Source organism: Ensifer sp. ENS08, from assembly GCF_014852195.1.
Lineage (GTDB): Bacteria > Pseudomonadota > Alphaproteobacteria > Rhizobiales > Rhizobiaceae > Ensifer > Ensifer adhaerens.
The window spans coordinates 443757-465441 of the sequence record NZ_JACVBF010000001.1 but is presented as its reverse complement, the minus strand read 5'-3'; the positions used below and the strand labels follow the sequence as shown (position 1 = coordinate 465441).

Below are 21685 nucleotides of genomic sequence, written 5' to 3'. Positions count from 1 at the left end.
GCGGGTTAACACTCTATTAATACCCGGCAGGCCCGCAAGGGTCCAGCGAGGGCCGGAGCTTCGTCACGGCTTTCAGCGCGAAAGGTTAATTCTCCGGATTTTGTGCACTGCACAATTTTATTGCATTGCACAAGCAAGTAGTTTATATAATGCGCATCAATCAACGGCGCCTCTGAAGAGGGCCAGACACCAAGGAGCGCTTTCATGGCTACCAAGAAGACCGACGACGTATTTTCCCTCTCCTCTTTCGACCCGGCGAAGTTCACCGACAGCTTCCGCGACTTCGCGGAAAAGGGTGCCGTCCAGTCGAAGGAAGCCTATGCCAAGATGAAGACCGCTGCCGAAGAGGCGACGAAGACCGTTGAAGCAACGCTCGAAAGCGCCCAGACCGGCTCCGTCGAACTCGGCCTCAAGGCCATCGACGCGCTGCGCACCAATGCCGAAAACTCGCTGTCTCACATGGAAGCGCTGCTCGGCGTGAAGTCGCTGTCGGAATTCGTCGAACTGCAGACGAGCTTTGTCCGCAAGCAGGCCGAACTCGCCGTCGAGCAGGCGAAGTCGATGCAGGAAGCCACCAAGAAGGTTGCCGAAAACGTCACCAAGCCGGGCAAGGACGCCGCTGAAAAGGCGATGTCGTCCTTCAAGAAGGTCTAAAGTCAACCGACCGCGCCGGCTGAACGATGGCGACAGACTGCTGTCGCCGAATTCTGCCATCTGCGCCCAAAACCAAGAATCCGGATGGCTTGCCATCCGGATTTTTTCCAGGATAATCTCAAGTTAAGGCTTGCAAAGCGACGGAAGTCTCCGTATGTGAGCCGCCAAGCGACTGATGTCGCTTTATGTGCGGTTGTAGCTCAGTTGGTTAGAGCGCAGGTTTGTGGCACCTGAGGTCGTAGGTTCGATTCCCACCAACCGTACCATTTCTTCTCTAAACGATCGGTATCGCGATTTGCGGGGCGCCTTGCTTCGTCAGAACAGCTTGGCCAAGGCTCTGAGCGCCACCACGTCCTGTACGCCATTCTGATAAAGTTCGATCAGCCGGGCGGCGAGCGCCGTTGCCTCTGCCGACTGGCGCGACAGCTCTCGCTCTCTTAGTGTTTCCTTGAAGACATCGTCGATCTTGGTGAGTTCACCCGGCAGGATCGGCCGGCCCGGTATGGACACAAGCATCCTTTCACACTCCTTTGTCGAAACGGGAGCGCGAGCCGATTGCGACCGGCGTGCTCGCAGCCATCGCCTTGAGCAAGCAGCTCAATTCCCTGTGAAGGCAACGTCGGGATACCGCGCCAGGTTCCTGTCGCGGCAATACCCAATTCGGGCTAGCGCTTGGGCGCGGGTCGGATCCGGTTCGAATGGACATAGGGCTCATCCGCCGGTAAAATTTCGCCAAGAGGATTCCCAGTAAGGCGTCGCAATCCATGGCCAAAGAATCCATCACACGGCGGCTTGCCGCCATCCTGGCTGCTGATGTCGTTGGCTATAGCCGGCTGATGGAGCGAGACGAGAAAACCACCTATACGCAACTCATGGCGCGCTGGAGCGAAGTGCTGGAACCGCTCGTCGAAACCCACCAGGGCCGGGTGTTCAAGCGAACGGGCGACGGCGTGCTGATCGAGTTTTCCAGCGCGGTCAACGCGGTCGAATGTGCGGCTGCCTTGCAACGGGCGATGATCTCCGCCAATGCGGACGTGCCCCACGATCAGCAAATCGTGCTGCGCGTCGGCATCAACATGGGCGACATCATGGTCGCCGACAGCGACCTCTACGGCGACGGCGTCAATGTCGCAGCCCGGATCGAGGCGCTTGCGAGGCCCGGCGGCGTGGCGATTTCGGACGGGGTGCACGAATATGTGCACGGCCGCATTGATCTCATTTTCGTCGACAGCGGCCATCACGAGGTCAAGAACATCGAGCGGCCGGTGCATATCTGGAGCTGGTCGCCGGACGAGTATGCCGACGCGCCCCTCAAGGTCGCCGCCGAGGTGCCACCGCAGCTTCCGAGCCGGCCGTCGATCGCCGTGCTGCCGTTCGACAATATGTCCGGCGATCCGGAGCAGGGCTATTTCGCCGACGGCATTACCGAGGACATCATCACCGATCTCTCGAAGGTCTCCGGCCTCTTCGTCATCGCCCGCAATTCCTCCTTCGCCTATAAGGGCAAGTCGGCGGATATCCGCCAGGTGAGCCGCGACCTCGGCGTTCGCTATGTGCTGGAAGGCAGCGTGCGCCGCGCCGCCAACCGCATTCGCATCAACGCTCAGATGATCGACGGCACCACCGGGGGCCATCTCTGGGCCGAGCGCTACGATCGCGGCATCGAGGATATTTTCGAGGTTCAGGACGAGGTGACGCGCACCATCGTGACGGCGCTCAAGGTGAAGCTGACGGCCGGCGAAACGGAGCGGCGCGAGGGGCGCGGCAAGGTCGACCCGGAGGCCTACGATCTGCTCGTGCGGTCGCGTCAGGCGATCCTGCGGTTCGACGCGGTATCGTCTGCGGAGGCGCGCAGCATGCTCGAACGTGCGATCGCCATCGACCCGGCGCTTGCCGCGGCCTATGCGTCGCTCGCGATCATTGCCATGACCGACTACATCAACCGGTGGAACGGTGGCACCGTCGACAATATCGAGCGCGCTCTCAAGCTTGCACAGAAGGCCGTCGAGACCGACGAGCACGAGCCCCACGGCCACCACGCGCTCGCGATTGCGCTCTGCTGGAAGCGCCGCTTCGACGAGGCCGAGCGGGCCGCCCAACGCACGATCGAGCTCGACCCGAACTCCGCCGGCGGTCACACGCAGCTCGGCACGATCAGGGATTTCCTGGGCCAGTTCGAGGAGGCCTTGCCCTTCTATACCCGCGCCCACCGGCTCGATCCGCAGTTCGACCTGGCGCTGCATTTCCTCGGCCGGACCCTGCTCAATCTCGGCCGTTTCGACGAAGCCGAGATTGCCTTCAAGCGGCGCCTGGCCTTGGCACCGCGTTCGGACATGACGCGCTTCTATCTCGCCTGTCTTTATGGCCGCACCGGACGCCATGAGGAGGCGCGGCGCTACTGGCACGAGGTCTTCGAGGTCAATCCGGACTTTTCCATCGACCACTTCAAGCGGGCGATGCCTTACCAGGATCCGGCCGTCATTCCGCGGCTGATTGACGGCCTGCGGGAGGCCGGGATTTCGCTATAGGTGCGGCGCCGACGTCAGGCGCTTGAGCGCTTCATATGAAGATCTGGTGCTCCGCGGTCACCAGTTCCTGCAGGAAGGCGACGACGGTGCGAACGCGCACGAGATCGCGCGCGCTTTCGTGATAGGTGGTCCAGTAGGCACGGCGGATGGTCGTTTCCGGCAGGATACGTTTTAGTTCCGGCGCATGGCGGGCAATGTAATTGTGCAGAATGCCGATGCCGGCGCTGGAACGCACCGCTTCCGTCTGGCCGGTGGCGCTGGAGATCTCGAACGACGCGTCCCAGCTGCGCATGATTTCGGCGGAGAAGTTCAGCGACGGCGTGAAGATCAGGTCCTCGACGTAACCGATGCGGCGGTGCTCCCGGAGATCGTCGATCGTCTGCGGCGTGCCGTGCTTTTCGAGATAGTCCGCCGAGGCGTAGAGGCCGAGCGTATAGTCGGTGAGCTTCGAGGAAACGAGGCGCCCCTGTTCCGGACGTTCGATGGTGATCGCGATATCGGCCTCGCGCTGCGACAGCGAGAAAGACCGAGGGACCGGCACGAGCTGCAGTTTCAATTCCGGATAGCGCGCCGTCAGCCGGCCGAGCCGGGGCGCGAGGAAAGAAACACCGAAACCGTCGGGTGCACCGATGCGCACCGTGCCGGCGATCGCCGTGTCGATCCGGCCGATCTGCGATTGCGCCGCCAGCATTTCCGTTTCCATGCGCTCGGCTGCCGCAAGGAAGATTTCGCCCTCGGCGGTCAGTTCGCAACCGTTCGGCCGACGAACGAGCAACCGTGTCTTCATCGCCTCTTCCAGCGCAGTCACCCGACGGCTGAGGGTGGCATGATTGACGCCGAGCCGCTTGGATGCGGCCAGGATCTGTCCGGTCCGCGCGACGGCTAGAAACATTCTGACATCGTCCCAATTCATAGTGCGACAATCCTATACAAAACCGTTGGACTTCAATTTTTGCACAACGGTTGCTGAATATCGGAAATTGATTTGTTGAAATCGTAGTGCGATCATGCCGCCACAATCAAGATCTGGAGGAACCATTCATGTACGAACTCGGTCATTTCATCGATGGCAAGCGCGTCGCCGGCAAGAGCGGCCGCGTCAGCAACATCTTCAACCCGGCAACCGGCGAAGTGCAGGGCACCGTGGCGCTGGCAAGCGACGCGGAACTTTCGGCAGCCGTCGAAAGCGCGAAGGCAGCGCAGCCGAAGTGGGCGGCCACCAACCCGCAGCGCCGCGCCCGCGTCTTCATGAAGTTCGTCGAACTTCTGAACGCCAACATGAACGAGCTCGCCGAGATCCTGTCGCGCGAGCATGGCAAGACGATCGAAGACGCCAAGGGTGACCTCATCCGTGGCCTCGAAGTCTGCGAATTCGTCATCGGCATTCCGCATCTGCAGAAGAGCGAGTTCACCGAAGGTGCCGGTCCCGGCATCGACATGTACTCGATCCGCCAGGCCGTCGGCATCGGCGCCGGCATCACCCCGTTCAACTTCCCGGCCATGATCCCGATGTGGATGTTCGCCCCGGCCATCGCCTGCGGCAACGCTTTCATCCTGAAGCCGTCCGAGCGTGATCCGTCCGTTCCGATCCGCCTTGCCGAACTGATGATCGAAGCCGGCCTGCCGGCAGGCATCCTCAACGTCGTCAACGGCGACAAGGGTGCTGTCGACGCGATCCTGACGCATCCGGATATCGCTGCCGTTTCCTTCGTCGGCTCGACCCCGATCGCTCGCTACGTCTATGGCACCGCGGCGATGAACGGCAAGCGCGCCCAGTGCTTCGGTGGCGCCAAGAACCACATGATCATCATGCCCGACGCCGATCTCGACCAGGCCGCGAACGCCCTGATGGGCGCCGGCTACGGCTCGGCCGGCGAGCGCTGCATGGCGATCTCGGTTGCCGTCCCGGTCGGTGAAGAGACCGCCAACCGCCTGATCAGCAAGCTGACCCCGATGGTCGAAAGCCTGCGCATCGGCCCCTACACCGACGAGAAGGCCGATATGGGCCCTGTCGTCACCAAGGAAGCCGAACAGCGCATCCGCAGCCTGATCGACAGCGGTGTCGAGCAAGGCGCCAAGCTCGTCGTCGACGGCCGCGATTTCAAGCTGCAGGGCTATGAGCAGGGCCACTTCATCGGCGGCTGCCTGTTCGACAACGTCACGCCGGACATGGACATCTACAAGACGGAAATCTTCGGACCGGTTCTCTCGGTCGTCCGCGCCAAGACCTACGAGGAAGCCCTCGACCTGCCGATGAAGCACGAGTATGGCAACGGCGTCGCGATCTACACCCGCGACGGTGATGCGGCCCGCGACTTCGCCTCGCGCATCAACATCGGCATGGTCGGCGTCAACGTTCCGATCCCGGTTCCGCTCGCCTACCACTCCTTCGGCGGCTGGAAGTCCTCGTCCTTCGGCGATCTCAACCAGCACGGCCCGGACTCGATCAAGTTCTGGACCCGCACCAAGACCATTACCGAGCGCTGGCCTTCGGGCATCAAGGACGGTGCCGAGTTCGTCATGCCGACGATGAAGTAACAACGGGATAAAGATCCTCCCGCCTCGGGGCCTCCTTCGGGAGGCCCTTTTTTGTTGCATTCGGCGATACGGCACAACTAACTTGCGAACCGTGGGCATGGGTCGTGAATTGACCGCTGCTCCAACGGCAGTCTGGCGGGCGGGGGCGCACCAGACGATTTGTGTTTGATCATGTGCTCCGGAGCGCATTGCGGCGCGTCCGCTGCACAAAGGATGGACGGAGGGGCCCATCATGGTCGTGGCTGAAGCGACGTCGTTTCAAGCAGCGCCGACACGCGATGTGTCGATCGATTTTCACCGTTTCTCTTTCATGGGGAGCGGCAAGGAATATTTCGGCATCTGGATCGTCAACGTGTTTTTGACGATCGTCACGCTTGGCATTTATTCCGCCTGGGCAAAAGTCCGGCGCAACCGATACTTCTACGGAAACACGGTTCTGCTCGGCCGTACCTTCGAGTACCATGCCAAGGGCAAGCAGATCCTGATCGGGCGAGTGATCGTTTTCGGCTATCTGATCCTCTACAATCTTCTGCTGACATTCGTTCCGATCGTCGGCATCGCGCTATTGTTGCTTTCGCTCTTCTTCGTTCCCTGGCTGGCCGCACGCGGGCTGCGCTTCAGCGCACGGGTGACGAGCTACCGCAACGTCCGCTTCGACTTCGTCGGCACGATGGGCGGTGCCTTCAAGGCGTTCATTCTGGGCGGGTTCCTTTCCATTATCACCTTGGGCCTACTGACGCCGCTCGCAAGCCGATGGGTTGGGCGCTACGTCGGATCGAACCTGCGCTTTGGCGGCAGGGCCTTTGAGACCAATCCGCCGTTCGGCCCGCTCTATCGCGGCATGTTCCTGGGTGTGGGGCTTGCGCTGGTTCTTGGCGTTGTTGTCTTCGCGATCTTGATGGGAACGCTTCGCGCATCGCCAAGTTTGCTCCAATCGCTGAACGATCCGAGGTGGGGATGGGTAGGCTTGGGCGCAGGATATGTGGCGTCCATGTCTTTCTACGCAGTCATCGCGTTGTTCTACAGTGCAGCCGTGCGCAACGCCGTTTGGGGGGCGACGGTTTTTGACGGAAAACATCGGTTCCTCAGCGGTCTTTCTCGGGGCCGCTACACGTGGATCGCCATATCGAACTTCGTCGTCACCATCCTGACGCTGGGCCTGCTGCGACCTTGGGCGGCCGTCCGCATGGCCCGTTACAAATGGACCCTGACGGGCGTAACCGTCTTTGGCGCCGTCGGAACGCTGATGAGCGAAATCGAAGCGGAAGCGTCGGCGGTTGGAGCGGAATTCATGGATTTCGAAGGGTTCGATTTTGGCTTCTAGCAGCATCGAGATCGCGCGTGGCGAATGGCATCCGGCCGGTTCCAGCCGGTCGGTGCCCTCGCGGCTGTTGGAAGAGGGGGGCAGCCTTAGGGCCGTAGACGATGCGAGCACCGAACTTGCCCGTGGCACCTTGGCAAGTGTCGATATTTCCGACCGCGTCGGAGCGATACCGCGTCGCGTCGAATTTGCAGACGGTTCGTTGTTCGAAACGCCGGACAACGAGGCAGTCGATCGTTTTCTGAAGCTGAATGGCAGGGTCAACCACATCCACGAATGGGAGCGCTTTCGTCCACGTCTCATCGCCGTCGTCGCAGCCACCGTGCTGTGCGGCGTTGCCATCTATCGCTATGCGGTTCCTGCGCTCGTCGAGGTTGCCGTCCTCGTGACCCCGCCGATCGTGCCGGAGATGATGTCGAGGGGCACGATGGAGACGATGGATCGGACACTGTTCGACAAGACGCAGCTGGCGATTGAGCGGCAGGAAAGGATCCGCGACGGCTTCAAGGCAATCGCCGCCCGATCAGACCGCGGCGAGGCCGGTTACACGCTCAATTTCCGCAAGGGCGGTGTGGTCGGACCAAATGCGTTTGCGCTTCCGGATGGCACGCTGGTCGTCACCGACGAGCTCATCGAACTTGCTGGGGACGATACCGAAATGATCGTTGGCGTGCTGGCGCACGAGATCGGCCATGTCGAGCTCGAACATAGTCTGCGGCAGATCTACCGTGCTGCCGGCGTTGCCGGCCTCATCATGATGATCGGCGGCGATATCGGTTCGGGCGTGGACGACGTCCTGGTGCAGGGCGCTGGTCTCTTGTCGCTTTCCTATTCGCGCGGCGCGGAAACTGCTGCCGACCGACACTCGGTCGAACTGATGCAGAAGGCAGGGCGAGATCCGACGGCGGCCGCGCGCTTCTTCGACCTGCTTGAAAAGAAGCTAGACGATCACGGCGACACCAGCATTCTCTCAACGCATCCAGGGACGCCTGAGCGGCGCAAGGCGATCCTCGACTACGCCGCGGAGTTGCGCGCCAAGGCGCAATGAGCCTCCTTGAGTTTCGCTTGTTGAAACGAAAACAGCGGGCCGATGGCCCGCTGTTCGCATTCAAGCAATTGCCTTGTTGATCAGTCCTGCGGACCGTCGTTGTAGCCGACCTTGTCGACCAGTTCCGAAGCCTTCTTGCGGTTTGCGGCGATGTCGGCGAGCGGCAGTTCGTCCGGCTTGATCGTGCCGAAGGACTTCACGACGTCAGACGGCTCGGCGCCCGGCAGAACCGGATATTCGAACACTTGCTCGGCGTAGATCTTCTGGGCTTCGCCCTCCGACAGGAATTCCATCAGCTTCAGCGCGTTGTCCTTGTTCGGGGAATTCTTGGCGAGTGCCATGCCCGAAATGTTGACGTGCGTGCCGCGGTCCTTGGCGTTCGGGAAGAGTACCTTGATCGCCGCTGCCCAATCCTTCTGTTCCGGCTCCTTCTCGTTGGTCATCATCAGACCGACATAGTAGGTGTTGCCGAGTGCCAGGTCGCATTCGCCGGCGAGGATCGCCTTGGCCTGGTCGCGGTCGCCGCCGTCAGGCTTCTTGGCGAGGTTGTTCTTGAGGCCGGTCAGCCATTTCTCGGTCTCGGCTTCGCCATGGTGGGCGATCATCGAGGCGAAGAGGCCGATGTTATAGGAGTGCTGGCCGTCGCGGGTGCAGATCTTGCCTTTCCACTTGGGGTCGGCAAGCTCTTCATAGGTGATGTCGTCCTGGGCGACGCGCTCCTTGGATGCGTAGACGACGCGGCCGCGGGTGGTGAGGCCGAACCAGTTGCCCTCAGGGTCGCGGAAATGCGCCGGGATATCCTTGTTGATCGTCTCGTTGACGACAGGCTGGGTTACGCCTGCATCCTTGGCTTCGGTCAGGCGGCTGATGTCGACGGTCAGGATCACGTCGGCCGGCGAGTTGGCGCCTTCGGCCTGGATGCGCTCGACGAGGCCCTTGTCGAGGAAGAGCACATTGGTGGTGATGCCGGTTTCCTTGGTGAAGGCGTCGAGCAGCGGCTTGATCAGGTCGGGCTGCCGGTACGAGTAGATATTGACTTCACCATCGGCCCAGGCGGCGCTCGTTGCCAGCAGGGTTGCCGTCAGGGACAGAACGCCCATCGCTGCTCTTGAAACGGACATCGCTTCCTCCATTTTCTTGTTTGAGCTAAGTTAACAAAATTCCTCATCTTTCTGACCGGAGCGCTGAAAACAGTCAATCAGGAAACCGTAAACGCTCAACAAGAAGTGACTTTTCTGGCTTTTTGGAATTGTTCCAAACTACGATCCGTCCTATATGATGAGTTCGTGAACCTCTCGATGCCGGAGTGAATGATGCGTCTGACGAAGCAAACGAACTACGCGGTTCGCATGTTGATGTACTGCGCCGCCAACGGGGAAAAGCTCAGCCGCATTCCCGAAATCGCCAGGGCTTATGGTGTTTCCGAGTTGTTTCTCTTCAAGATCTTGCAGCCGTTGACCAAGGCTGGCCTCGTTGAAACGGTGCGTGGCCGTAACGGCGGCGTGCGCCTGCCGAAGCCCGCTTCGGCGATCACGCTGTTCGACGTCGTCAAGGTGACGGAAGACAGTTTCGCGATGGCCGAATGCTTCGAGGCGGGCGAGATCGAATGCCCGCTCGTCGACAGTTGCGGCCTGAACTCGGCGCTCCGCAAGGCGCTGAACGCCTTCTTCGAAGTGCTGCAGGGCTACACGATTGACGACCTGGTCAAGGCGCGCCCGCAGATCAACTTCCTGCTCGGCCTGGAAGAAACCAAGCGTCCGCAGACCTCGGCGGCCTGATATCTCCGAGCAACGCCCGCGCAAATGGTGCGGCATGACCTGGCGGCTGAAGTGCCGCCGGGTATTACTCTTGCGGTAGATATTCCCGCAATATGAAGTCGATCGCAGTGGGGTCGATTTCAGCCTTGTCGATGCGGAAATCGGCGCCGTAATCCTCCAGATTCTGAAAATAGGCATCGGCGAGCGATGCTGAGATTACCCCGATCGGGCCGATATAGCCCTGATGCCGGAGGGCCGGGACCGTCTCGCGGAAATCGAGCTGCGGCCGCAGACGGTTGTCGAGCAGGATCATCGATACGGGTTTGCCCGAGCGCAGGAATGCAAGCGCATCATCGATCGTCTGGCAGTAGTGCAGCTCGATGTCGATGCTGCTCACCTTGCGGATGAGCGCGCGCAGGATCAGGTTTTCTGCCGGGTCGTCGTCAACGAGCAGGATGTGTGCTTTTCGCGTCATGACCGAATACCCTTGCTGATGGCGGGCGTCCCGTTCGTTGGGCGTGGCGGTGCGAAACGCGGCCACGCATCGGCTGCTACTGGATGATCTGCTCTCGGATTGCCTTCGCCACCATCTGGGTGCGATTGACGACGTCGAGTTTCTTCAGGATCGTTGCGGTGTGTGAGTTCACCGTGTGCTCCGACACCGAAACGATGAGCGCAATCTCGCTTGCCGTCTTGCCATGCGAGATCCACTTGAGGATTTCGGTTTCGCGCGGCGTCAGTCCCATCCCGGCCTTGTTGGCAAGCGCGATGCGATAGAAATAGTCGAAGGCGGCGATCGCGTCATAGGCGAGCGCCACATGCTCGGCCCGGCCGATATCCTCCCCGTCTCCGAGAAAGAGCACGGCGTAGCGCGCGCCGGTGGAGGCTGCGTGCACCGGCGCGCTGACGAGCAGTTCGAAACCGAGCTGCACCAGCAGGTTCTGGCTGGCGTCGCAGCCGGGGTCGTCCGCCCGCCATACCGACGAGATCGCCGAGCGGTGCAGCGTCTTGTAAAACACGGAGTCGCCAAAGCGATGGCGCTTGTCGTATTCCTCCGCGAGCCCGGAGGGCAGGTCGTGCAATACTAGGCGGGTGGACAGCATGCAGGCGTCGTTCTCGTTGCCGAGCTGCAGAATGCCGAAATGGCTGAAGCCGTAGCGCAATGCCATGGTATGAAAAATGCGGAAGAAATCGACGCGGTTGAGCGCCTTCTCCAGCTCGTCGCGAAGGTCGTATCGCCTGTGATTTTCCAGCAAAGCCGCCACGGACTGGCTATCCCCTTATCGTCGTGCGGCAGTTTATCCCGCGAGCCGCAGCGATCAATCGGCAAAGTGCGTTGCCGGTATTGCCGACAGGCAGGGTCATGCCCGTCCCTCGGCAAGCCCACCGAGCGACTGAAAGCTGTAAAAGGTTGCTGCCGGTCCCTCCCAAGGACGTCTGGGCACGTCGAATATCTCCCCCGAGTTTTGTATACATTTTATTGCACAATCCCGGTCGGGATTTCTACCATAGTATCTTGGGATTGACGAAAACCTGTCGAGGCCGAATCGCGTGTTCGTGCGGCCAATGATCACGGCATTCTCCGTAGGGGTATTCACTCCGGAACCAAGGTGGCTTCCCCGGTGTGGCATCGCGCCGCCCAAGGGGCTGGCGGGGGAGGTTGCAGACCCTGTGGAAGCGGCCGGAACGTCGTGGATTTTAGGTGCCGCGGTGTACTGTTTTGTCAGGCGATTCTAAAACAGTGGACGAATATCCCGGCTCTACCTGCGGACGAATTTTTCGCATAGACAAATTTCTGCGGCGACTTATTGCAATGCGACGCCAAATGTCGTTCCATCCGGCCTTGACCGGGGGCAACGGCATTCCGCGTCAGGAAAACACGAGAACAAAAACAAATCTGGGAAGCAAAGCTCATGAAAAAGCTCACTACTCTGTTTGCAGCGACGGCGCTTGCCACGCTGATGGCCGGCTCCGCCTGGTCGAAGACGTTCGTTTATTGCTCGGAAGGTTCGCCAGAGGGTTTTGACCCGGGCCTGTACACCGCCGGCACGACCTTCGACGCGGCTGCGCACACGGTTTACAACCGCCTGCTCGAGTTCAAGAAGGGCACGACCGAAGTTGAGCCGGGCCTCGCCGAAAGCTGGACGATCTCCGACGACGGCCTGGTCTACACCTTCAAGCTGCGTCCGGGCGTCAAGTTCCAGACCACCGAATTCTTCACGCCGTCGCGTGATTTCACTGCCGACGACGTGGTGTTCTCCTACGAGCGCCAGCTGAAGGCTGACAATCCGTGGAACAAGTACATTGCTGGCGCTTCGTGGGAATACGCAGCCGGCATGGGCTTCCCGGAAGTCATCAAGTCGGTTGAGAAGGTCGACGACCTGACCGTCAAGTTCACCCTGACGCGCAAGGAAGCGCCGTTCCTCGCCAACATCGCGATGCCGTTTGCCTCGATCCTGTCGAAGGAATATGCCGACAAGCTGCAGGCTGACGGCAAGATGGAGCAGATGAACCAGATGCCGCTCGGCACCGGTCCGTTCGCTTTTGTCGCCTACCAGCAGGATGCCGTCATCCGCTACAAGGCAAACCCGGACTATTGGGGTGGCAAGCAGAAGATCGACGACCTCGTCTTCGCGATCACGTCTGACGCTTCGGTTCGCTTCCAGAAGCTCCAGGCTGGCGAATGCCACCTGATGCCGTTCCCGAATGCTGCCGACGTTTCGAAGATGAAGGCAGACCCGAACCTGAAGGTCATGGAACAGGCCGGCCTCAACGTCTCCTACCTCGCCTACAACACGACCCAGGCTCCGTTTGACAAGCCGGAAGTCCGCAAGGCGCTGAACAAGGCGATCAACAAGCAGGCGATCGTCGATGCCGTCTTCCAGGGTGCTGCCCAGCCGGCCGTCAACCCGATCCCGCCGACGATGTGGTCGTACAACGACAAGATCGAAGACGACACCTACGAGCCCGAAGTCGCCAAGAAGATGCTTGAAGACGCAGGCGTCAAGGACCTGTCGATGAAGCTCTGGGCAATGCCGGTTTCGCGTCCGTACATGCTGAACGCCCGTCGCGCAGCTGAACTGATGCAGTCGGACTTCGCCAAGATCGGCGTCAAGGTCGAGATCGTCTCCTACGAATGGGCCGAATACCTCGACAAGTCCAAGGCCAAGGATCGTGACGGTGCCGTCATCCTCGGCTGGACCGGCGACAACGGCGACCCGGACAACTTCCTCGACACGCTTCTCGGCTGCAACGCTGTCGGCGGCAACAACCGTGCACAGTGGTGCAACCAGGAATTCGACGCTCTCGTGAAGAAGGCGAAGGAAACCTCTGACCCCGCAGAGCGCACCAAGCTCTACGAAGAGGCGCAGGTCGTCTTCAAGCGCGAAGCGCCGTGGGCGACGATCGACCACTCGCTCTCGGTCGTGCCGATGCGCAAGAACGTCGAGGGCTTCGTTCAGAGCCCACTTGGTGATTTTGCCTTCGACGGCGTGGACATCACCGAGTAATTTAGTTAACTGATCCTTAAGGGGGCGTTTGCCAAGGGCAAGCGCCCCTCTTTGCATCCACTATAGCGACCCTGAGTTCCGGCTGGAGCGCAAAAGGTCGCTGTGGCATTTCGACTTGCTGTATGCTTGGCCGTTAAGTGGGAAAGCATGCGGTGGTGCCAGCGGCGGGATACAATGCCGCGGCAACATGGCGCGGGGTTTAACATGTTCCGATTTCTCTTGGGGCGATTGGCTGTCCTGATACCGACCTTCGTCGGCGTCTCCATCATCGCCTTCTCCTTCATCCGCCTGCTTCCGGGCGATCCGGTTGCGCTGCTTTCGGGCGAGCGCGTCATGTCGCCGGAGCGACATGCGGAAATTTCACACGCACTCGGCTTCGACCGGCCGATCGTGGTGCAATACCTCGATTATCTCTGGGGCGTGCTCCAGGGTGATTTCGGCACCTCGATCGTTACCAAGAAGCCGGTCATCGATCAGTTCTTCGAACTGTTCCCGGCAACCGTCGAGCTTTCGCTCTGCGCGATCCTGTTTGCGGTCATTCTCGGCATTCCGGCCGGCGTGATTGCTGCGATCAAGCGCGGCTCGGCCGTCGACCAGGCGATGATGGGGACGGCACTCGTCGGCTTCTCCATGCCGATCTTCTGGTGGGGCCTGCTGCTCATCATGCTCGTTTCCGGCATGCTGCAGTGGACGCCGGTCTCCGGCCGCATCTCGCTGATGTACTTCTTCCCGCCGGTAACCGGATTCATGCTGATCGACTCGCTCCTGTCCGGTCAGGCCGGCGCGTTCAAGTCGGCCGTCAGCCACCTGATCCTGCCGACGATCGTGCTTGGAACCATTCCGCTTGCGGTCATCGCTCGCCAGACGCGCTCGGCGATGCTTGAAGTTCTCTCCGAAGACTACGTGCGCACGGCACGGGCCAAGGGCCTTTCGACCTTCCGGGTCGTCGGCGTCCATGCGCTGCGCAATGCGATGATCCCGGTGGTCACCACCATCGGCCTGCAGGTGGGCGTCATGCTCGCCGGTGCGATCCTGACGGAAACGATCTTCTCCTGGCCGGGCATCGGCAAGTGGATGGTGGATTCGGTGTCGCGTCGCGACTACGCCGTCATCCAGGGCGGCCTGCTCGTCATCGCCGCGGTGATCATGCTGGTCAACCTCATCGTCGACCTGCTCTACGGTCTCATTAATCCGCGCATCCGGCACTAAGGAGGGCGTCATGTCTCAAGCTGCTGCAACAAGCACCGTTTCGACCGATCCGTCCCGCCGGGCGCGATTGGCCGAGTTCTGGTATTACTTCTCCGAGAACCGCGGCGCCGTGATCGGTCTCGTGTTCTTCGTGTTCCTCGTTCTGCTCGCGGTCTTCGCACCGTGGGTCGCACCGCACGATCCGGTGGCACAGTACCGCGATGCGGTGTTGGTACCGCCGGTATGGCAGGAGGGCGGCCGCGCCGGCTTCCTGCTCGGCACCGACGCCGTCGGCCGCGACATGCTGTCCCGCCTGATCTACGGCACGCGCTTCTCGCTGTTCGTCGGTGTCATCGTCACGACCCTGTCGCTCGTCGGCGGTATCGCGCTTGGCGTCATCGCCGGCTACTTCCGTGGTTGGGTCGATACCGTCATCATGCGCGTGATGGACATCATCCTCGCCTTCCCGTCGCTGCTGCTCGCCCTCGTGCTGGTCGCCGTCCTCGGCCCGGGCCTCGTCAACGCCATGATCGCCATCGCGCTCGTCTTCCAGCCGCACTTCGTGCGCCTGACGCGTGCTGCCGTCATGAGCGAAAAGACCCGTGACTATGTCGTCGCCGCCAAGGTGGCCGGCGCCGGTCATGGCCGTCTGATGTTCAAGACGATCCTGCCGAACTGCATGGCGCCGCTGATCGTCCAGGCGACGCTCTCCTTCTCGAGCGCGATCCTTGACGCTGCGGCCCTCGGCTTCCTCGGCATGGGCGCACAGCCTCCGACACCGGAATGGGGCACGATGCTCGCCGAAGCCCGCGAGTTCATCAGCAGCCACTGGTGGGTGGTGACCCTTCCGGGTATCGCGATCCTGATCACGGTGCTGGCGATCAACCTTATGGGTGACGGCCTGCGCGATGCGCTCGATCCCAAGCTGAAGAGGTCCTGATCATGGCGCTTCTCGAAATCGAAAACCTGGTCGTCGAATTCCAGACGGCCTCCGGTCCCTTCCGCGCCGTCAACGGCGTGTCGATGAAGGTCCATGAAGGCGAAGTGCTTGCGATCGTTGGCGAGTCCGGCTCGGGCAAGTCCGTGTCGATGCTGGCCGCCATGGGGCTTCTGCCCTGGACGGCGAAAGTGACCGCCGACAAGCTCACTTTCAACGGCCGCGACCTGCTCGGCATGTCGGCAAACGAACGGCGCAAGATCGTCGGCAAGGATATTGCCATGATCTTCCAGGAGCCGATCGCCAGCCTCAACCCGTGCTTCACCGTTGGCTTCCAGATCGAGGAAGTGCTGCGCATCCACATGGGCCTCGACAAGGCCGGTCGCCGCAAGCGCGCAATCGAACTGTTCGAGGCGGTCGGCATTCCCGATCCGGCCGAGCGGCTCGGCCACTATCCGCACCAGATGTCGGGCGGCCAGTGCCAGCGCGTGATGATCGCGATCGCGATCGCCTGCAACCCGAAGCTCCTGATCGCCGACGAGCCGACCACCGCGCTCGACGTGACGATCCAGAAGCAGATCCTGGACCTCCTGATGAGGCTGCAGGCCGAGCACAAGATGGGCCTGATCATGATCACGCACAACATGGGCGTGGTCGCCGAGACTGCCGACCGGGTGGTCGTGCAGTACAAGGGCCGCAAGATGGAAGAGGCCGACGTGCTGACGCTCTTCGAAAACCCGAAGAGCAACTACACGCGCGCACTTCTGGCGGCGCTGCCTGACAACGCGACCGGCGATCGTCTGCCGACGATTTCCGAACTCTTCGTCGACGAAGGAGCGGCCCAATGAGCGTGATCCTCGAAGCGCGCAATCTGGTGCGCGACTACCATATCCCCGGCGGCCTCATCAAAAAGGCAAAGACGGTTCATGCGCTGAAAGGCGTGAGCTTTTCCGTCGAACAGGGCAAGACGCTGGCGATCGTTGGCGAAAGCGGCTGCGGCAAGTCCACGCTGGGCCGCATCCTCACCCTGATCGACCCGGCGACCTCCGGCGAACTCCTGATCGAGGGCAAGAAGATCGATATCTCCAAAGGTGACATGACGCCGGAGATGCGCCGCAAGGTGCAGATCGTCTTCCAGAACCCCTATGGCTCGCTCAACCCGCGCCAGAAGATCGGCGACATCCTGATGGAACCGCTGGTCATCAACACCGACACGCCGGCCGACGAGCGTCGCGACCGGGCGATGACGATGCTGAAGAAGGTCGGCCTCACCGAGCTGCACTTCAACCGCTATCCGCACATGTTTTCGGGCGGCCAGCGCCAGCGTATCGCCATTGCGCGCGCGTTGATGCTGAACCCGAAGCTGCTGGTGCTCGACGAGCCGGTGTCGGCGCTCGACCTGTCGGTCCAGGCACAGGTGCTGAACCTGCTCGCCGACCTTCAGGACGAACTGAAGCTCACCTACGTCTTCATCAGCCACGACCTCTCTGTCGTGCGCTATATCGCTGATGATGTCATGGTGATGTATTTCGGCGAAGCGGTCGAATACGGCAGCCGCGACGAGGTCTTTGCCGACCCGAAGCACAGCTACACCAAGACGCTGTTTGCAGCGACGCCGCGTGCGGATGTCGAGAGCATCAAGGCGCGCCTTGCCAAGAAGAAGCAGGCGGCCTGATCCGCCGCTGCTGATTTTTGCTGAAGAAACAAGAGAAGCCGGGCAGCCAATGCCCGGCTTCTTTGACTTGGGGGCTTGATGGTGTAGAGGTGTCGCGCCGCCTTCACTTCTCGCCTCTTGGCGGCGGGCAGCCGCTTTTTGGCCGGACCGATCGTTCGGCCCAACCTCAGGAACACGTTCATGGAAATCAAGCGTTTCGAAACCGGCCCCCGTATGAGCCAGGCCGTGGTCTACAACAACACCGTCTACCTCGCCGGCCAGGTCGGCAACGCCGGTGACGATGTCGTGACGCAGACCAAGCAGGCGCTTGCCGAAGTCGACCGTCTTCTGGCGCTCGCCGGCACCGACAAGACCCGCATCCTCTCGGCCACCATCTGGCTCGCCGACATGGCAGACTTCCCGAAGATGAACTCGGTCTGGGACGCCTGGGCACCGCAGGGCCACACCCCGGCTCGCGCCACCGGCGAAGCCAAGCTCGCGACCCCGGAATACCTCGTCGAAGTCATCGTCGTCGCCGCTGCCGCCTAAGGCCTGCGCTACGGGATTTCCCGTCTTCTTATTCCTGCGCCGCCGGACTGCCGTCCGGCGGCGTTTTTCGTTCCCATTTCAGTTCCCTTGCGCGGAACCAAACGGCGCACCGGCACGTTAAGTGTCCAATCCGAAGAAGCAGGCCAAAACCGGCCGCCACGATTGGGAGGACTGTCTATGCTTTACTGGCTGCCCCGTGTCTGTGTCCTTCTCCTGGCGGGCGTCATGATCGGTTTCGGTCTTCTTCCCTACACCGCCGCAGGTGTCGCCCATACCTTGCTCGTCATCATCCTTGGGCTTGGCCTATTGTCGCTGACCCTGCATGTCTTCCCGCCGGAACACCATTGACCGTGCAAGATCATTCACGCGATGTGCCGCAAGCCGGGCCGGAGCAAAAGGCAGGGCGGCCTGATCTGTTGACCGGAAACGCGAACGAACCGCGCGCGGCCCTGACTGAAGGACGGCGAGGCATGATCGCGAATACGCTGCGTCGGGCGGGTGCCGCCCAGCAGCGCAAGCGTGCGCGGTGGATCGTCGAGGAAGAGGCTGCTGTGGCGACGGCGGCGCCATCGACAGCCCCGCGGCGCGACGGCATCGATCTGATGGTCGCCTGGAGTATTATCGGCCTCTTCGCCATTGCCGCATGCGCGGGCATCTACGCCATGGAAACGATCCTCCTGCCGATCACGCTCGCAATCGTCGTCGGCGTCGTGCTCGGCCGGACGGCCGACGGACTGGCGCGTTATGGCCTGCCGCCGATTTTCGGAGGGTTGCTGCTGGCGATCATTTTCGTCACCGGCCTCTCGTGGCTCGTCAATGCCCTCCTGGGTCCGTTGACGGCGCTCGCCTCGGAGGCGCCGAAGCTTGCCGAAAGCGTGGTGGCGCGGGTGATGCCGTTCATTGACCGGTTCGAGTGGCTGCGTCTGGCCGTCGCGCGCAGCGTCGGCAACGATGCGATTGCCGATACCGTCATGAAGAATGCCGGCCCGATGCTTGCCGCCACCGCCGCCGGGCTGACACCCGCTTTGGTGCAGACACTGATCTTTCTCGCAGCACTCGGCCTGTTTCTGCTCGGACGGTTGCAACTGCGCAAGGCGGTCATCCTTGCCTTTGCCAGCCGTGAGCGGCGGCTTAGCGCCATTCGCATCATGAACGGCATCGAGGATGCGTTGGCGCGATACTTCTCGATCGCCAGCGTCATCTATTTCTCGCTCGGCCTCGTTACGACGGTGATCGCTTTTGTCGGGGGTCTGGGCATGGCGCCGCTGTGGGGCCTGTTCGCTTTCGTCTCCAGCTTCATTCCCTATCTCGGCGTCACGGCGATGACGCTGAGCCTGCTGGTGGCGGGGCTGATGACGCACGAGGTGCTGTGGCTGGCATTGGCGCCGGCGGTGGCCTTCTTCGTCGTTCACCTTGCGATGGAAAACCTTGCCATTCCGGCCATCCTCGGCAACGAGCTTGAGGTGAACCCGTTCTTGATTTTCCTGGCGATCGTGTTCTGGACCTGGATGTGGGGGGCGGTCGGCGCCATGCTGGCGCTGCCGCTCTCTCTCATCGTCCTCGCCATCGTCGAGGAAATCAGCGACCAGCCGCCTGAACGTCAGCTGCCCGGATAAGGGGATGTGTTGCCCGGCCTAGCGCCGGGCAGAGCGTGCGTGCTCGTCGAAGAACAGCGCCTGGCTGATCAGTGCCTTCACCATGTCCGGATTGAACGGCTTGGTCACGAGAAAGGCTGGCTCCGGCCGCTTGCCGGTCAGCAGCCGCTCGGGGAAGGCGGTGATGAAGATCACCGGCACAGCGGCCTGCGTGAGGATCTCGTTGACGGCGTCGATGCCCGAGCTGCCATCGGCAAGCTGGATATCGGCCAGAACCATCTTCGGAGAGGTCTTGCGGTAGAGATCGAGCGCCTCGCCGTGGGTGCGGGCGATCCCGGTGACGCGGTGGCCGAGGCTGGTCACCATATCCTCGATATCGAGCGCGATCAGCGGCTCGTCCTCGATGATCAGGACGTCCGTTGCAACCTGGTGCGAAATGTCCTCCGAGGCGACTGTCAGCAGCTTCGAAAACTCGGCCTGGCTGAGGTCCATGACCTCGGCCGCATCGGCGATGGAGAAACCCTCGACCGATACGAGCAGAAACGCCTGGCGCGGCGCCGGCGCGATCAGCGAGAGATTGGCGGCCGCCTGTTTTTCCCATGCGAACGGTGAGGCATTTTCGCTGCGGTCGATCGAGATCTTTTCGAACTGCGAGCAGAACAGCTTGTAGAGTCTGATCCGGTCGTTCGAGGCTTCCGGAAAGAGGCTGATATCCTCGATCAGGGCTTCGAGAACGGCGGCCACATAGCCGTCGCCTGCGGCCTGCGAGCCTGTGACGGCCCGCGCGTAACGGCGCAGAAAGGGCAGGTGGGGCGCAATCCGGGTCGAAAGTGACATCAACGACTTCCTTACGTGCAATGCGATTCGTTTGATTTCTGAGGATAGGGGGTATGGGGCGGAATAGATGGATGTTTTGAACACGTTTTTCGGCTTAGAGCAAATGGGGGACGTGTTCGAAACGGTGTGCCGGCGATTTCGCAAGGGCAGCAAAAGCCGTGAAGGACTAAGCGGTGGTGGGACGCAGCATGGATGAAGAAACCGGAAAGCACGGCGGCGTAGGCCAACAGCGCGGAGGCACTGCCGAAACGCTCGAAATCGGCGGCTCGATCGGCACCAGCTTGAAGGCGCTCTATCGGTCGCTGGAGCAGGAGCCCGTTCCGGAACTCTTTCTCAATCTTCTTGAAAAACTCGATGAAGCGGAGGCTGCGGCCAAAGTCCCGTCGAAGGGTGGGGTTCCGCTTTGAGGGGGAAGAAACGGGCGGCTGCCCGTTTCTTTATGAGATGCGCCGATCAGCAGGCGGCTTCGTAGCGGCGGCCGTAGCGGTCGCGATAGATGCAGCGGCCCGGTTCGTTGGCGTTGCCGATGAGCGCGCCGGCGACGCCGCCGATGGCCGCGCCCACGGCCGCACCCCTGACATTGCCCGTCGCCGCACCGCCGACGATGGCACCGCCGGTTGCGCCGATCGCCGCGCCCTTTTCTGTCTGCGTGCATGCCGCGAGGGGGAGGATCAGGCTTGCTACGATAAGTATCTTCTTCATGACGCGTTCCTATCCGAGGGTTGCTTTGTTGAACTGAGAATCAATTTTCGGTGAAATCGATTTGCCCGCGACTGGTGACGAACAGAATGACGACAATGAGGCATAGCCCGTACCCGATGCCGCGCCGTCCTGATCGACTTTTGATGTTACCTTTCGGCGCTCGCAATGAGCGAGCCGCTTGTGGTGTGTCCTTGCCTCGCCAGTATATCCTCCGTCGCTCGGCCGCGGTCGCAGCGCTTGTTATCGTTGCGAAAACGAGACCGGGGCATTTTTGTTCCATTGTTGGGGTGGCCGACGGTCGATGGCCGTCCCGGTTGTGGGCCGTGGTCGCCCGCTGAACGCTGTGGGCGAATGACGCCTCCCGACCGTCTCTGGGCCGCTCAAACGCGCAGCTGACGCCAAGGTTCCAGGAAATATTTCGCGCCCGTTCGCGGAACCGCAGATCGCACATTTCCGTTTGCTGTTGGAGTTTGACGCAAGGGAGCATGCGAATGGAACACATTGCCGCCATCATGGTCCTGGTCGGCTGCATGCAGACGACAGAGGCCTGCCGCGAAGTGCCGGCGCCCACCGTGGCTTTCGAGACCGTAGACGAATGCCGCGAACTGCTTTCGCCTGCGATCGAGGCGACATCGACGAGCTTCAAGCACGCTTATGGCGCCTGCGCGGAAGTCGATCCGGCGCTGTTCGTAGAAGACGCGACCATCGAGTGGCAGGTGAAGGCGCCTGGCCGTCTGCAGGTCGAGGTCAAGGTCGATGACGGCAGCTATGCCGTTGCCGCGCGAAGCGAAAGCGGCGCCAAGGCTCGTAACTGATTTCACCGGTAGCTCTTGGGCAATTGCGCTAGGGCGACTGCATCAACCGAAAG

23 protein-coding genes and 1 tRNA gene are annotated in these 21685 nt (G+C 61.4%); 17 read left to right on the top strand and 7 right to left on the bottom strand.

What is annotated here, in order from left to right:
- The first annotated feature begins 204 nt into the window (after window positions 1-204).
- Window positions 205-654, top strand: coding sequence for a phasin (locus IB272_RS02195; protein WP_034800834.1), 450 nt, complete (start codon window positions 205-207; stop codon window positions 652-654).
- Window positions 655-843: 189 nt separating this feature from the next.
- Window positions 844-920: transfer RNA gene (locus tag IB272_RS02190), tRNA-His, on the top strand.
- Window positions 921-969: 49 nt separating this feature from the next.
- Here IB272_RS02190 and IB272_RS02185 read toward each other — a convergent pair.
- A complete protein-coding gene (locus tag IB272_RS02185) occupies window positions 970-1170 on the bottom strand; it encodes a hypothetical protein (protein ID WP_060516485.1) in 201 nt (66 codons plus the stop codon).
- A 248-nt stretch (window positions 1171-1418) separates the two neighbouring features.
- On the opposite strand from IB272_RS02185, the gene IB272_RS02180 reads away from it, so the two are divergent.
- Window positions 1419-3182: an adenylate/guanylate cyclase domain-containing protein gene (locus tag IB272_RS02180; protein ID WP_192444210.1), complete on the top strand. Its 1764-nt coding sequence runs from the start codon at window positions 1419-1421 to the stop codon at window positions 3180-3182.
- Between the two features lie 31 nt (window positions 3183-3213).
- Here the strand turns inward: IB272_RS02180 and IB272_RS02175 are convergent, their stop codons facing one another.
- Entirely contained in the window at window positions 3214-4095 is an 882-nt protein-coding gene (locus IB272_RS02175) for a LysR family transcriptional regulator (RefSeq protein WP_034800840.1), read from the bottom strand.
- A 128-nt stretch (window positions 4096-4223) separates the two neighbouring features.
- Here IB272_RS02175 and IB272_RS02170 point away from each other — a divergent pair, with 128 nt between their 5' ends.
- The 3 genes from IB272_RS02170 to IB272_RS02160 all read left to right on the top strand — a co-directional run bounded on the left by IB272_RS02170 (window position 4224) and on the right by IB272_RS02160 (window position 8089).
- Entirely contained in the window at window positions 4224-5720 is a 1497-nt protein-coding gene (locus tag IB272_RS02170) for a CoA-acylating methylmalonate-semialdehyde dehydrogenase (protein WP_034800841.1), read from the top strand.
- A 232-nt stretch (window positions 5721-5952) separates the two neighbouring features.
- Window positions 5953-7044, top strand: a complete 1092-nt coding sequence (locus IB272_RS02165) for a DUF898 family protein (protein WP_051659565.1) — start codon at window positions 5953-5955, stop codon at window positions 7042-7044.
- Complete coding sequence (locus IB272_RS02160) at window positions 7034-8089, top strand: M48 family metallopeptidase (protein ID WP_060584012.1); 1056 nt, start codon at window positions 7034-7036, stop codon at window positions 8087-8089. The genes IB272_RS02165 and IB272_RS02160 overlap by 11 nt, the downstream gene beginning before the upstream one ends.
- An 80-nt stretch (window positions 8090-8169) precedes the next feature.
- On the opposite strand, the gene IB272_RS02155 is transcribed toward IB272_RS02160, so the two are convergent.
- A complete protein-coding gene (locus IB272_RS02155) occupies window positions 8170-9210 on the bottom strand; it encodes a Fe(3+) ABC transporter substrate-binding protein (protein WP_034801382.1) in 1041 nt (346 codons plus the stop codon).
- A gap of 192 nt (window positions 9211-9402) precedes the next feature.
- On the opposite strand from IB272_RS02155, the gene rirA reads away from it, so the two are divergent.
- Window positions 9403-9867, top strand: a complete 465-nt coding sequence (gene rirA / locus IB272_RS02150) for an iron-responsive transcriptional regulator RirA (RefSeq protein WP_034801384.1) — start codon at window positions 9403-9405, stop codon at window positions 9865-9867.
- A gap of 64 nt (window positions 9868-9931) precedes the next feature.
- On the opposite strand, the gene IB272_RS02145 is transcribed toward rirA, so the two are convergent.
- Both IB272_RS02145 and IB272_RS02140 read right to left on the bottom strand, forming a co-directional pair.
- Complete coding sequence (locus tag IB272_RS02145) at window positions 9932-10387, bottom strand: response regulator (protein WP_089044704.1); 456 nt, start codon at window positions 10385-10387, stop codon at window positions 9932-9934.
- Window positions 10388-10397: 10 nt separating this feature from the next.
- The gene (locus tag IB272_RS02140) at window positions 10398-11111 is read right to left on the bottom strand and encodes a helix-turn-helix transcriptional regulator (protein ID WP_060516477.1); all 714 of its coding nucleotides are present in this window, start codon (window positions 11109-11111) and stop codon (window positions 10398-10400) included.
- A 648-nt stretch (window positions 11112-11759) separates the two neighbouring features.
- Here IB272_RS02140 and IB272_RS02135 point away from each other — a divergent pair.
- From IB272_RS02135 to IB272_RS02100, 8 genes are all read left to right on the top strand, one after another.
- Window positions 11760-13355 carry an ABC transporter substrate-binding protein gene (locus tag IB272_RS02135; protein ID WP_034800843.1) on the top strand — a complete coding sequence of 532 codons (1596 nt, stop codon included), beginning with the start codon at window positions 11760-11762 and terminating at the stop codon, window positions 13353-13355.
- Between the two features lie 204 nt (window positions 13356-13559).
- Entirely contained in the window at window positions 13560-14564 is a 1005-nt protein-coding gene (locus IB272_RS02130) for an ABC transporter permease subunit (RefSeq protein ID WP_034800844.1), read from the top strand.
- Between the two features lie 10 nt (window positions 14565-14574).
- Window positions 14575-15483, top strand: coding sequence for an ABC transporter permease subunit (locus IB272_RS02125; RefSeq protein ID WP_034800846.1), 909 nt, complete (start codon window positions 14575-14577; stop codon window positions 15481-15483).
- A 2-nt stretch (window positions 15484-15485) separates the two neighbouring features.
- Window positions 15486-16328, top strand: coding sequence for an ABC transporter ATP-binding protein (locus IB272_RS02120; RefSeq protein ID WP_082566271.1), 843 nt, complete (start codon window positions 15486-15488; stop codon window positions 16326-16328).
- Window positions 16325-17155 carry a dipeptide ABC transporter ATP-binding protein gene (locus IB272_RS02115; protein WP_034800847.1) on the top strand — a complete coding sequence of 277 codons (831 nt, stop codon included), beginning with the start codon at window positions 16325-16327 and terminating at the stop codon, window positions 17153-17155. Before IB272_RS02120 ends, IB272_RS02115 begins: the two co-directional genes overlap by 4 nt.
- Window positions 17156-17335: 180 nt before the next feature.
- Window positions 17336-17683, top strand: coding sequence for a RidA family protein (locus IB272_RS02110; RefSeq protein ID WP_060516475.1), 348 nt, complete (start codon window positions 17336-17338; stop codon window positions 17681-17683).
- Between the two features lie 177 nt (window positions 17684-17860).
- Complete coding sequence (locus IB272_RS02105) at window positions 17861-18031, top strand: hypothetical protein (protein WP_089044705.1); 171 nt, start codon at window positions 17861-17863, stop codon at window positions 18029-18031.
- 122 nt (window positions 18032-18153) lie between these two features.
- A complete protein-coding gene (locus IB272_RS02100) occupies window positions 18154-19299 on the top strand; it encodes an AI-2E family transporter (protein WP_034801402.1) in 1146 nt (381 codons plus the stop codon).
- An 18-nt stretch (window positions 19300-19317) separates the two neighbouring features.
- On the opposite strand, the gene IB272_RS02095 is transcribed toward IB272_RS02100, so the two are convergent.
- Window positions 19318-20115: a response regulator gene (locus IB272_RS02095; RefSeq protein ID WP_060584013.1), complete on the bottom strand. Its 798-nt coding sequence runs from the start codon at window positions 20113-20115 to the stop codon at window positions 19318-19320.
- A gap of 188 nt (window positions 20116-20303) precedes the next feature.
- On the opposite strand from IB272_RS02095, the gene IB272_RS02090 reads away from it, so the two are divergent.
- Window positions 20304-20522, top strand: a complete 219-nt coding sequence (locus tag IB272_RS02090) for a NepR family anti-sigma factor (RefSeq protein ID WP_060584014.1) — start codon at window positions 20304-20306, stop codon at window positions 20520-20522.
- 46 nt (window positions 20523-20568) lie between these two features.
- Here IB272_RS02090 and IB272_RS02085 read toward each other — a convergent pair whose 3' ends face one another.
- Entirely contained in the window at window positions 20569-20817 is a 249-nt protein-coding gene (locus tag IB272_RS02085; protein ID WP_034800856.1) for a glycine zipper domain-containing protein, read from the bottom strand.
- Window positions 20818-21308: 491 nt separating this feature from the next.
- Here IB272_RS02085 and IB272_RS02080 point away from each other — a divergent pair, with 491 nt between their 5' ends.
- Window positions 21309-21632 carry a hypothetical protein gene (locus tag IB272_RS02080; RefSeq protein ID WP_034800858.1) on the top strand — a complete coding sequence of 108 codons (324 nt, stop codon included), beginning with the start codon at window positions 21309-21311 and terminating at the stop codon, window positions 21630-21632.
- Window positions 21633-21685 lie beyond the last annotated feature (53 nt).